The organism is Bacillus sp. MUM 116 (assembly GCF_001866655.1).
GTDB lineage: Bacteria > Bacillota > Bacilli > Bacillales > Cytobacillaceae > Neobacillus.
The window spans coordinates 20,710-33,011 of record NZ_MLYR01000037.1; the positions used below are offsets into that span (position 1 = coordinate 20,710).

The window sequence follows — 12,302 nt, forward strand, 5'->3', positions numbered from 1 at the left end:
GATGTAGTTTACCATATTAATAGGAGGAATTATAAATGGAAAAAACAGTGGTAACAGCAACTTTAAATGCAAAAGCGTTTATTAATGGCAAATGGGTTGAGGGAGAGGGAGAACTGGTTCAGCTAAAAAGCCCTGTTAACGGTGAAATACTTGGAACATATAGAGAAAGTTCATTGGAACAAGTAGATTTAGCCATTAAAAGTGCAAAGGAGGCTCAAAAGAAATGGGCTGAGGTTCCACTACTAGATAAGCTGGATTTACTTAAAAATGCACATGAGATTGGAAAAAAATATGGAGAAGAAATGGCTAGATTAATCACATTAGAAATGGGCAAAACAATCACTGAGGCGCGTGAAGAAGTATATGAACTTGGTATTTCTAACTTTGAACATGCGATAGGTGAAGTCCAGAGATTAAGAGGCACGACATTACCAAGTACGTTTGAAAGAACGAATAATAAAAGAATTCATGTAACACAAGCGCCAATTGGTGTAATTTCTGTTATTACGCCGTGGAACTTTCCAATTTCTTTATCAGCAGAAATTTTGCCTTATGCATTAGCAGTTGGAAATACTGTCGTGTTTAAGCCATCTGAAATTACCCCTTTCAGTACTGAATTGCTAGTTAAGCTTTTTGATGAAGCCGGCTTTCCACCAGGAGTGATCAATTTAGTACAAGGGAAAGGAAAGGTGGGTAATAGAATAGTAACACATGAGGATGTAAGAGGAGTCACCTTTACAGGCAGCACAGCTGTTGGAAAAAGGATTGCTCAATCTGCAGGTCTAAAAAGGACTCTGCTGGAGTTAGGCGGAAATGGTCCTCAAATCGTAATGGAAGATGCTCATTTGGAAGAGGCAGTAGAAGCAGCGGTTAATGGTTGTTTTTATAATGCCGGGCAAGTATGCACAGCCGCAGAACGGATTTTAGTTCATGAAAGTATCCATGATCAATTTGTTCAGTTACTAGTGGAAAGAACGAAGAAAATTCGCTTAGGTAATCCATTAGAGGATTGTACAGAAATGGGACCTTTATCAAGTGAATCAATCGTGAAGAAAATGAATGAACATCTTGAAGATGCAGTAATGAAAGGTGCACAGATTATTTATGGCGGTAAGCACAAAGGGCTGTATTTTGAACCAACAATCCTCATCAATGCTAATCAATCAATGCTTCTAGGAAAAGATGAGACTTTTGGTCCTATAGCACCAATTATTAAATTTAGAACTAGGGAAGAAGCAGTAGATATTGCCAACGATACACCTTATGGACTTACTGCGTCAGTATTTACATCGAGCTTAGAAGATGCATGGTATATGGCGGACCAACTTGAACATGGAACGGTTCATATTAACGAAACAACTAACTATTGGGATTTTCTTGCTCCGTTTGGTGGTATGAAGAATAGTGGTAATGGAAGGATTTTAAGTCAGTGGGTGTTCCAGCATTTGACTGAAGTCAAACAAATCACGTTTGATCCTACTAAAACGAAGCGGAGATAATAATAAAGTGAAACTTCAATCAGTGGGGATTTTTCCCCACTGATTGTTAGTTGAACCAATCGGGCTTTTTCGGGCAGTTGATCTCCACCTTCTTCCTGCTTACGCAAAGCCCTGAAGAGGGGTTTACTGCCCGTTAAAGCGGGATAAAAAAGGGTAACAGAGAGGGGCAACATTCAACGTTGTCCCTTTCTGTTTGTTAAAAAACAAAAAAGAAGGTCCTTTCATATTAACCATTTACATAATAAATTTTTCGAGGTCTGCCCTTTGAGGTAGGGGCTTCCTCACCGATGATTTCCGCAATGCCCTGCTCGACCAAGCCGTTTAGAATTCTTCTGGCATTTCGCGGCGTCATTTTCAACCAGTCCGCAATATTCGCTGCGGTAATCGAGTTTCTCCCCAGTCTTTTTTGAATGGACAAAATTTTATTAAACGTGGTGATCGTGATCCCACTATCTTTCAGCTTGTCACTTATTTCTATGTTATCGGTTCGATAACTATATGTAATACTTTCTTCTTCTTTAAGTGGTCCCTCAATCGTTCCGTTTGTATCAACGAGGAAGGCAGAAAAGGCACCGTAATTTTGGGCATGATTTAAGGCTAATCTGGCATTCTCCTCCGCAGCAAGAGCGGAATCTCCAAAACCAATTCCGATATTTGCATGGAAATCCGTAATCAAGGCTAATTCTTCCAAGAGAGAAGAAATTTGCTGGCGCGAATTATGCAAAGAACCTCTTGTAGAAAAAATCATAAACGTTCCCACTCCAATCGTCATAAACGATCCTGAAATGGATTCAGAAAAATTAAGTACAGCTGACTGTAATTCCAAGTTCAATCGATGAAGGTCATATGACACAGTGTGGAAATCTGATTTTTTCTCCATTTTTTGTACTTGTATTAGCAGTGTTGCAATTTGTGACTGTTTAAAATGCAAAGTCTCCCACTGCTGAATCGCTTTAGTCAATGTTTCGCGAATATTGCTTCGAGTCGGCGTAACCCGGTAGACAGGGATGCCTTGAGAGCGAAGCTTTTCATAAATCGAGTAAAGACAGGTTACACATAAATTCACTTTTCCGTTATTAAATAATTTTTGATGGAAAGCCAATAGGTCGTCGTGTGGAGTATCATGCAAATATTCGTGAACATAAACTTGTTTGCTTGAAATCCCAAGATCCTGATATGTTTCATTTACATCACGTTCCGTCAGCATATCAATGCTGATACGTTCTAGGCTTGCCCCATTCTTGTATCCGATTTCTAGAAGGGTTTTGGTTAAACTTGCTCCATCTAACCCAAGGAAGAAAAACGGCTGGTCCGTGCCGCTTGTTTGTGCGGCGTTATAAAGGCCTGGACCTGCAAACACCCATAAATCTGTCCGGTGTTGATTTTGCTGTAAAATGGTTGTTGCTTCTTCCATATGTTGATAAGTAAACGGAATGGCTTCCATTCTGTCATTGTATTCAGCAGCAATGTCGCAAATTAATTGAACAAAATCACTTGGCCCTACAATACCGGCTCTAGGTTTCAAAAAAGCCACCACCAATTCATGAACAAAAATATTTTCCAAGTAGTTACATTATAGCAATAAAGCGGATTATTTTTAACTATGAATATTTTCGGAAGAAATATTTCAAATAATAAAAGAATTTTTTGAAAATTCAATTGACAAACGTTCCTAATATTTGTATAGTGTCAATAAGGGAATATATCAGGAATAATTCCATAAATGATTAAAGGAGGAAAATCGATTGAAGGGAAACGAACTTTTGCCTTTAGTAGATAAAGAGAAATTTAGACATGTGATTGGTCATTTTGCCAGCGGTGTTTCGATCATCACTGTTAACCATCAGGGAGTGGATTTTGGTATTACAGCAAGCGCGGTTAGTTCATTATCATTAGAGCCCCCAATGCTGCTTGTTTGTGTCAATAAGAGTACTGGAACATGTCATGCGATATCTGACGAAGGATCATTTACCGTAAATATTCTCGCCGAAAATCAAAAAGAATTGGCATTACAATTTGCTCGTGCAAATACGGACAAATTCAATGATGTTTCCTTTAATTATGGGGAATTGGGAAATCCCGTTTTAGAAAATACCCTTGCGCAGCTGGAATGTAGAGTTGTGGAAGAAGTTACAGGGGGAACGCATTCTGTTTTTCTTGCGGAGGTAGTGAAAGCGCATTCTGTTGAGGGCGATCCGTTAGTCTATTTTAGAGGGAAATTCGGCCAATTTTCTGAATCATAACGATTAATCATACAAACTTATAAAAATCGAAGGAGGAATTTAAATGGCATTAATGACAGGAAAACAATACAAGAATTCATTAAATGATGGCAGAGAAGTGTATATTGATGGGGAAAGGGTCTCAAACATTGCTGAACACCCGGCCTTTAAATCAATTATTGATGTGAAAGCTAGAATGTACGACATCAATCATGAGGAAAAATATGCAGACAAAGTAAAAGCAGTATTACCAGATGGAGAAGAAATCTGCAGAGGATACAAAACACCTGAAACAAAAGAGGATTTGAAAGCTATTCGAACGTATGTAGAAACTGTGTTGGATGATCTTGAAGGCGTGGTTTATCGTGTTGGGGATGAAACAATTGGAGAAATGTGGTCCTTATATGATGCCCAAGAAAGATTGAATGAAATCGATCCAACCTATGCAAGAAATATTAAGTACCATGTTGATCGGGTTGCAAGAGAAGACTTGTTCCACGTTTCAGCTAATACTGACCCAAAAGGTGACCGCAGTAAGTTATTCAGCGGTACAGATGGCGGCACATTGCTTCATGTGGTGGAAGAAAACGATAAAGGAATTGTTGTAAAAGGGGCAAAATTTGAAACTGCAGCCGCTTATGCCCACCAAGCATTTGTAAAACCAACAATTTTAGACTGGGAAGCAGGAAAAGAGGCAATGGCACCGTTTGCTTGTGGATTTATCTGCGACATGGGTGCACCAGGACTTAAGCATATCTGCCGTTCCTCGATTGGAACAGGGAAAAACCCAGCAGATTATCCTATTTCTACTAAATTTGAAGAGATTGATACATTACTAATCTTTGATAACGTCCTGATCCCATGGGAAAATGTACTGTTCCATCGTTCATTAGAATCTGCAGCCTATATTCGCTCGACTTTACACCGTTATTCTGCCTTTAACTATACACTTAGGATTTTGCGCAGAGCAGACTATTTACTCGGTGCAGCATTATTGAACGTAGAACAAACTGGACTGACTAAGCTTCAGGCAGTAAAAGAAAAAATTGCCCAATTGATTACGTATCGTGAAGGAATCAATGCCCATTTAACAGCTGCAGTGGCCGATGCAGAACGCAGCCCAGGCGGCTTAATGATGCCAAATCAATCATTGTTATATACCGGAAGATTATTTGCATTACAGAATTTCCCCGCAATGGCACATTTGACAAGAGAACTTGTGGGAGGACAATTGGCTGTAACTCCAGACACCACAACAATGTCTGATCCGCAGATTATCGATTATATTGATCAATATTATTCTGTTGGAAAATGGACTGCAGAAGACCGTGGAAAATTACTTTACTTTGCGCGTGATTTGCTAAATTCTTCTTATGCTGGTCATATGGTTACATTTGAATTGTTTGCTCAAAGTCCGCCATTTGCACAATACATGGCAGCATTCAATAACTTTGACGCGGAACCAATGCGTGAAATGGTAAGGAAAGCTGCAAATCTTAATACAAAAACAACTCTTTCAGTTTAAGAATAATAGAAGGGAGCGGTAAAAATGCAAACAGTTGTGGAGGGAGCTTTACAGCTTCCGGCATCAGTGCTTACCATTGGAGCGCTGGATGGAGTGCATAAGGGACATCAAGCATTAATTAAAACCGCAAAGGAGAGGGCAACCGAGCTAGGGGTTCCATTAGTGGTGTACACGTTTGACCCGCCGCCAAGGGTTTATTTTAAAAATGCGATGTTGCTATCTTCCTTGCCTGAGAAACTGTTAAAGCTTGAATCTCTTGGAGTAGACTTTTGTATCATCGCTCCCTTCAATGAACACTATATGACAAAGGAAGTAAGCTCCTTTATATCTGAAATTACAGAACTTAATCCGGTAGAAATTTGGGAAGGGCCGGATTTCCATTTTGGAAAAAATCGTGAAGGAACGATTGATACTTTACAGAAATATTTTTCCGTAAAAATCATGCAGTCATTAAGGTGTCCATCGGGTGAAATTATTTCCTCGAGCCGGATTCGAACTCTTTTTAAAGAGAATAAGCAAGTTCAAGCTGAACAACTTTTAGGCTGGAATCTTCCAGAGGTGTTAATAAAGGAAAATCAATATATTCTAATGAATTAAAAGGAGTCGTTAAAAATGGCACATACAAGATATCGTAAATTTGAAACGAATAAATTTTATCCTACTAGTTTCGGAGAAAAATCTCATCATGTAGCAAATGAATTTAGTATGGTCGTTCGTGCCGGAAATCGGATTTTTATGAGAGGGCAAACCGGATTTGATATAGAAGGAAATTTTCATGGTTTGAATGATGTCATTGAACAAACAGAAAATGCGTGCCGCTGCATTAAGCAGCTTTTAGAAGAAGCAGGCGGAAAATTGGAGGATGTCTGCAAACTTACCACCTATGTAACAGATCGGAATTATCGAAAAGATGTCTACAGTGTGATTGCAAAACATTTTAAAGGTGTTTATCCAGTAAGCACGGGTCTTGTTGTTAACGGACTGGCTCTTCCTGAAATGCTGGTCGAAATTGATGTAGAAGCAGTCATTAGTGATGAGGAGTAAATAATAGAAGAAACTAGTAATCATAAAAAATAGAATAAGATGGGCAGCATATGATGAGCTTTTGCGTTTGCAGCTCCGTTTTTTAATAAAGGAGGAAATATGATGACATTTTCTGTGGCGGCAAGGTGCGCAACTACAGGAGCTTTAGGGGCAATTGTTACTTCAAGCAGTCCGGCTGTTGGGGCGAGATGTCCTTGGATTAAGTCTAACGTTGGAGTGATTCTCACACAAAATGTAACAGACCCTCGCTTGGCTGATATAGGATTAACAACATTGGAAAAAGGCTATGATGCACAAGCGGCAATTAGGACAATGACAGCCGCTTCGGATTTTCCTGAATACCGGCAATTAGCTGTTGTAAATGCAAATGGAGATGCTAGCGTTTTTACTGGTGATAGAGCCCTTGGGATTCATGGTGAATTTTATGCTGATAATGTGGCCTGCATTGGAAATCTATTAAGTGATTCGACCATTCCAAAAATGATGGGGCATTATTTTAATAAGCTTCAAGATAGTCCCTTAGCAGAACGACTTATTTCCACCATTGAACTAGGATTTGAAATGGGAGGAGAGCTGGATGGTGAGCATTCCATTGCCCTCTTAATCTATCATCCTGATGCTCCATTTGCTTATGTAGACCTGCGAATTGATTACAGCGATGACCCACTTAATGATTTGAAAAAGCTTTGGGAGATTTATGGTCCTCAATCAGAAAACTATAAAGTAAGAGCGCTTGAACCTGAATCTGCACCGTCCTATGGAGTGAAAGGGGACGAGTGATTTTAGTGTTGCAAGAAAGAGGTGTGTGATAGAGGCATGCAAATCAATATTGAAAGATTACTAGCGGATATTGAAAAGTACTCGAAATATGGTGAAAGTCCAAATGGCGGGACAACCAGACCAAGTTTCTCGGAGGCAGATATACTTGTTCGTGAACTTTTTATCCATGAATTGGCGGACATGGGCTTAAGTCTGATAATCGACGGCGCAGCAAATATTTGGGGACGGTTAAAAGGGTCCGGGAAAAAGGAAGGCTGTCTTGTCATCGGTTCTCATTTGGACGCTGTCCCGAATGGCGGAAAGTATGACGGAGCGCTTGGGGTTTTAACCGCGAAGGAGATGATTAAGACCCTTACAGAGAATAATATTGTTTTAGATCACGATGTGGAGATTGTCTCTTTTACAGCTGAGGAGTCCAATGATTTCAATTTATCTACGTTTGGAAGTCGATCCTATGTCGGTAAATTAACAAAAGCTTTGCTTGAAAATGCATGTGATTCTAAGGGGAATTTGATAAAGGATGAATTAGAGAAGGTCGGCGGCTCACTTGGAAAATTCCCGGATATGGAAAAGACATTCAAGGATAAAAAAGCATTTATTGAGCTTCATATCGAGCAGGGGCAGCGTTTAGAGAGCGAGAATATTTCTTTAGCCATCATTGATAAGGTAGTGGGGATGTATCGAAGTACCCTGAAGGTAATCGGTCAATCCAATCATTCTGGTACAACGATGATGGAGCACCGAAAAGATGCCTTGGCCGCTGCGGCGGAAATCATTCTCCTAATTGAACATATTTGTAAAAATGAGGGGAATGATTTAGTCGGAACGGTTGGGAAACTGATTGTATCTCCGAATGCTACAAATATTATACCGGGCATGGTAGAATTTACTTTTGAAATAAGAGGAGAATCAGAAAATCAAATCTATGAAGTGGTAAACAAAATTCAAGATAATTGGAGACAAATTGCGCTTGAAAGAGAAGTAAAAGTAGAGGAGAAGGTTTTTTTAAACCAAAAACCAATTATCCTTGATCACCATATTGTTTCGGCTCTTCAAAATACTGCAGCAAAATTGGATGAACCTTATCTTAAATTAGCTAGCATGGCTGTACATGATGCTGCCCATATGGCTTCTGTTACAAAATCGGCGATGGTTTTTGTAAAGAGTAAGGACGGGAAAAGTCACTGTCCAGAAGAATTCAGCAGTCCTATGGATATTGAAAAAGCAGGTAACCTTATGCTTCATGCTTTGATTCATCTTGATGAGAAATTAGATTAAGAATGCGAGATTAATTCTTATACGGAACCTACAGACGTGAAAACGAAAAGTTTGAACGTCTTTTAAAGATTGGACAAGAATTTACTTTGAATCTATTTTTAGTTAATATTAATCTTGTCTTTTGACCGATAAAGAAATTTTTCATTTTCTGGACTTATTTTTGAATTTTCCTAATATTCAATTTCGTGATTGACAGGAGAAAAAACCGTTTGTATAGTGTAAATAGGGTATAGTTAAGGAAAATATCCTATAATAAAATTTTCCGTATGCCAATGATAAGTGAGGGGGTAAAACTCTATTTTAACGTTTCAATGACAGCGGTTTCAAAACCTGGTCAAATCATAACATGAGCTATTGGAAACATGTATAAGCAGATATGTTTTACCATCCTGTATTGATCGCGCTTAAGAAGGAGGAGTAGATCTTTTTGAACACATTCGTAACCTTATGAACACTTTACCTACACTGTTTATTTCACTTCTTTTGTATTCACTTCTAAGGTCAAATTACATGGGTTCATGTAGATTTATCCATGGCATCAAATGTACAAAAAATCATTCCAGAGCATTTTAACATAGTTAATATTCTAAAAATTTTAAATGTTTTTTATTCAAGGGATATTTAATGGTTAATTCCTTATTTGAGGTTATTAAATGAAGAAGGTAATTTCAAAATGATGTTGAACGCTTCAGAAGATTGATGTGAAAGGAAAAATTCTGACGATTGTTCAATTTGAAAGCGTTCACAGCATCAAATTCTTTTATAAACGAACTAAACGTATTTGAGAGCTATTTTACAAGATGTAATAAATGGTTTTTAAGTAGAAGTGCGAGATTGTATCTCATAAATCAGGAGGTAACAATATGGAAAAGAATACGTATTTAAAACGTTCACTTGGGCTATGGCAAATTGTTATGCTCGGTATGGGGTGGATGGTTCCGATGGTTGTATTTGATACGTTTGGGATTGCTTCGGAAGCATCAAATGGACTTGTTCCTCTTGCCTATATGTTCGCTTTAGTTGCAATGCTATTTACTGCATATAGCTATGGGAAAATGGTACGGGCGTTTCCAAGTGCAGGTTCATCCTATACGTATACACAAAAGACCATGAATCCGCATCTCGGTTTTCTTATCGGATGGGCGTCGTTGCTTGACTATTTGCTTATACCTATGGTTAGTGCTCTATTAAATCAAATTTACTTGACCGCTATTTTTCCTAGTGTTCCACCATGGATATGGATTGTTGGTTATGTTTTAATTGCTACAACTATTAATCTATGGGGTATTAATGCTACAGCCAACGTCAACACATTTCTAATTATTTATCAAATTCTGGTTATCGTTTTCTTTATCATTTTAGGAGTCAAAGAATTAAATCAAGGCATGGGAGATGGAACTTTATTTACATCCCTACCTTTTTATAAGCCGAATTTTCAAATTTCGGGTGTGATTGCTGCTGCTACCGTTTTATGTTTTTCCTTTTTAGGGTTTGATGCGGTGTCAAATTATGCGGAGGAAGCTCTTAATCCGAAAAAAGACATTCCGAAAGCCGTTTTTATTACTGCAATTGTCGGGGGTATTATCTTCGTAGTTGGATCGTACTTTACGCAATTATTATTTCCGGATGTTTCGAAATTCAAAAACCCGGATGCTACCGCACCGGAGATTTCATTTTATGTGGGAGGTAAACTATTTCAATTGTTTTTCCTTGCGGCATCATTTGCCGGGTCATTCGCTTCAGGGCTTGCTTCACATGCCAGTGTATCAAGACTTTTATACGTTATGGGACGTGATAATGTTCTTCCTAAAAAAATATTCGGACATTTACATTCACGTTTAAGAACACCTGTCTACAATGTCATTTTAGTTGGAGTCGTTACCCTTACAGCGCTTCTTTTTGATTTGGAAACAGCTACTGAATTTATCAACTTTGGTGCGCTTATTGCTTTTACCTTCGTTAACTTATCGGTTATTGCACATTACGCAGTTAAATTGAAAAGGTTTAAGACGCCTAAGGACTTTTTTCTCCATATTGTAATACCTGTGATAGGGGCATTATTCGTTGCTGTACTCTGGTATAATCTGCAGCTAGATTCCTTTTTGCTTGGCATCGGCTGGGTTATTATAGGTTTTATCTATCTTTTGTATATCACAAAATTGTTTAAGGTTAAGCTTTCTACCCTAAAATCTTCTGAGGCAGGTGTTGAGAAGATAAATCCCGATCAACCGGAAAATTCAACCGTCACAACCTAAATGGTGACAGGCACCGCTTGTGGACAATTCGTCATTTTTCCATATGGAGTGGACAAATTCCAGGAATAAATTTGTTGACAATTATCAAAATATTTTGTAGATTATATATAAGGAAATATTCCTTAATAAGTCCCTAATTATTTAACACTAGTTTCATGGTAGTAATAGGTTAAGAGATTTTTACCCGGTAAAACATCTAAGATTAAGTCATAAGAGATAAATATATATTTTTAGGAGGTAGTACCCATGGTAAGTCCGCAAACAGTTTCCCAAATTGAAAATTTGATTGAAGCAGATAAGAAGCATTATTTACACCCAACAACGGTGCCGAGTTTGTTCCAAAAGAATGGTCCGAAAATCATCTTCCAAGAAGGGAATGGGATCCATGTAACAGATGTAAAAGGAGACACATACATTGATGGTGTTTCAATGCTTTGGAATGTTAATTTAGGACATGGAAATAAGGAACTTGCACAAGCTGCCTTCGATCAGATGAGTTCGATCGCTTACAGTTCCTCCTTTTATGGCTATACGAATCCAAATGCTGTTCGCTTAGCAGAAAAAGTAGTTTCCCTCGCACCTGGAGATTTATCTGCCATCTTCTTTACATCAGGCGGCTCTGAATCAAACGATACTGCATTCAAGCTGGCAAGATTTTATTGGAATTTAAAAGGACGTCCAAGCAAGAAGAAAATCATCTCTATTAGCCGCAGCTACCATGGTGCGACTGTATCTGCTGGTACGGCAACCGGCATCGATGCCTTCCATAATTTTGCTGGATCAAGAGATATTGATATCATCAATGCGAGAGGGCATGTAACCAATTGTGAATTAGGCGATAAAACGGATCCGAATTACGCTGGCTGTATTCGCGATACCATCGAAAAACTAGGTTCAGAAAACATTGCCGCTGTAATTCTTGAACCAATTCAAGGGGCAGGCGGAGTTCATGTTTCACCGGAAGGATATTTAAAGGCGGTAAAAGAGCTATGCCAGGCAAATGATATTCTATTAATTGCCGATGAAGTTATTTGTGGTTTCGGACGTACAGGTAAGTGGTTCGGTGTTGATAATTGGAATGTTGTGCCGGATATTATGAGTGTCGCAAAAGGAATTACTAGTGGATATGCCCAACTTGGAGGAGTCTTAGTAAATCAAGAAATTAGAGATACTATTGTTCAATACGATCAAATTTTGGGACATGGATTTACGTATAGCGGACACCCAACAGCATGTGCAGTCGCATTGAAAAATATTGAAATTTTTGAACGCGATAATCTTCTAGAAAATGTAAACAACATGGAGGATGTACTGAAAAAAGGCTTCGCTTATCTGGCTGATAAGCATCTACATTTCTCAAAATCGAGAGCAGTAGGTCTTCTTGCCGGTTTTGATCTCCAGGCTGACCGCGATACAGATACACCTTTCGAACAATCGATTCGCGCCGCATCATTTGTGGTTGAACATTGTTTTAAAAATAAATTAATCCTAAGGGCAGCAGATTTTGAGGAAGGAAAAAATATTGTTGCCATTGCACCGCCGCTCATTATTAATAAAGAAGAAGTAGAAGAGATTATAAGTATAGTAGACGATGCATTAACAGCTTTTGAAAGAACACTTTAATTTTGGAAAAATAACAGGTCAGCGATGAGCTAAGGAGAGGCTCTCTGACCTGTTTATTTACATAGATTAGGAGGGA

Annotated in this window: 10 protein-coding genes; 9 read left to right on the forward strand and 1 reads right to left on the reverse strand. The window is 38.5% G+C overall.

The genetic code is table 11. The annotated features are described in order from the left end of the window. The first annotated feature begins 35 nt into the window (after positions 1-35). Positions 36-1,499: an aldehyde dehydrogenase family protein gene (locus BIV60_RS10610; protein ID WP_071355709.1), complete on the forward strand. Its 1,464-nt coding sequence runs from the start codon at positions 36-38 to the stop codon at positions 1,497-1,499. 226 nt (positions 1,500-1,725) lie between these two features. Here BIV60_RS10610 and BIV60_RS10615 read toward each other — a convergent pair whose 3' ends face one another. Continuing rightward, on the reverse strand, positions 1,726-3,024 hold the full coding sequence (locus tag BIV60_RS10615; RefSeq protein ID WP_071355710.1) for a helix-turn-helix domain-containing protein: 1,299 nt from the start codon (positions 3,022-3,024) through the stop codon (positions 1,726-1,728). A gap of 220 nt (positions 3,025-3,244) precedes the next feature. On the opposite strand from BIV60_RS10615, the gene BIV60_RS10620 reads away from it, so the two are divergent. The 8 genes from BIV60_RS10620 to BIV60_RS10655 all read left to right on the forward strand — a co-directional run bounded on the left by BIV60_RS10620 (position 3,245) and on the right by BIV60_RS10655 (position 12,226). Then, positions 3,245-3,742 carry a flavin reductase family protein gene (locus BIV60_RS10620; RefSeq protein WP_083402205.1) on the forward strand — a complete coding sequence of 166 codons (498 nt, stop codon included), beginning with the start codon at positions 3,245-3,247 and terminating at the stop codon, positions 3,740-3,742. A 43-nt stretch (positions 3,743-3,785) separates the two neighbouring features. Continuing rightward, on the forward strand, positions 3,786-5,246 hold the full coding sequence (locus BIV60_RS10625; RefSeq protein ID WP_071355711.1) for a 4-hydroxyphenylacetate 3-hydroxylase family protein: 1,461 nt from the start codon (positions 3,786-3,788) through the stop codon (positions 5,244-5,246). Positions 5,247-5,270: 24 nt separating this feature from the next. Then, positions 5,271-5,843 carry an FAD synthetase family protein gene (locus tag BIV60_RS10630; protein WP_071355712.1) on the forward strand — a complete coding sequence of 191 codons (573 nt, stop codon included), beginning with the start codon at positions 5,271-5,273 and terminating at the stop codon, positions 5,841-5,843. Between the two features lie 15 nt (positions 5,844-5,858). Next, a complete protein-coding gene (locus tag BIV60_RS10635) occupies positions 5,859-6,290 on the forward strand; it encodes a RidA family protein (protein WP_071355713.1) in 432 nt (143 codons plus the stop codon). A gap of 102 nt (positions 6,291-6,392) precedes the next feature. Then, on the forward strand, positions 6,393-7,070 hold the full coding sequence (locus BIV60_RS10640; protein ID WP_071355714.1) for a DUF1028 domain-containing protein: 678 nt from the start codon (positions 6,393-6,395) through the stop codon (positions 7,068-7,070). 36 nt (positions 7,071-7,106) lie between these two features. Continuing rightward, on the forward strand, positions 7,107-8,348 hold the full coding sequence (locus tag BIV60_RS10645; RefSeq protein WP_071355715.1) for a Zn-dependent hydrolase: 1,242 nt from the start codon (positions 7,107-7,109) through the stop codon (positions 8,346-8,348). 863 nt (positions 8,349-9,211) lie between these two features. Then, the gene (locus tag BIV60_RS10650; RefSeq protein ID WP_071355716.1) at positions 9,212-10,603 is read left to right on the forward strand and encodes an APC family permease; all 1,392 of its coding nucleotides are present in this window, start codon (positions 9,212-9,214) and stop codon (positions 10,601-10,603) included. Between the two features lie 246 nt (positions 10,604-10,849). Beyond that, positions 10,850-12,226: an aminotransferase family protein gene (locus BIV60_RS10655; protein ID WP_071355717.1), complete on the forward strand. Its 1,377-nt coding sequence runs from the start codon at positions 10,850-10,852 to the stop codon at positions 12,224-12,226. Positions 12,227-12,302: the final 76 nt, after the last annotated feature.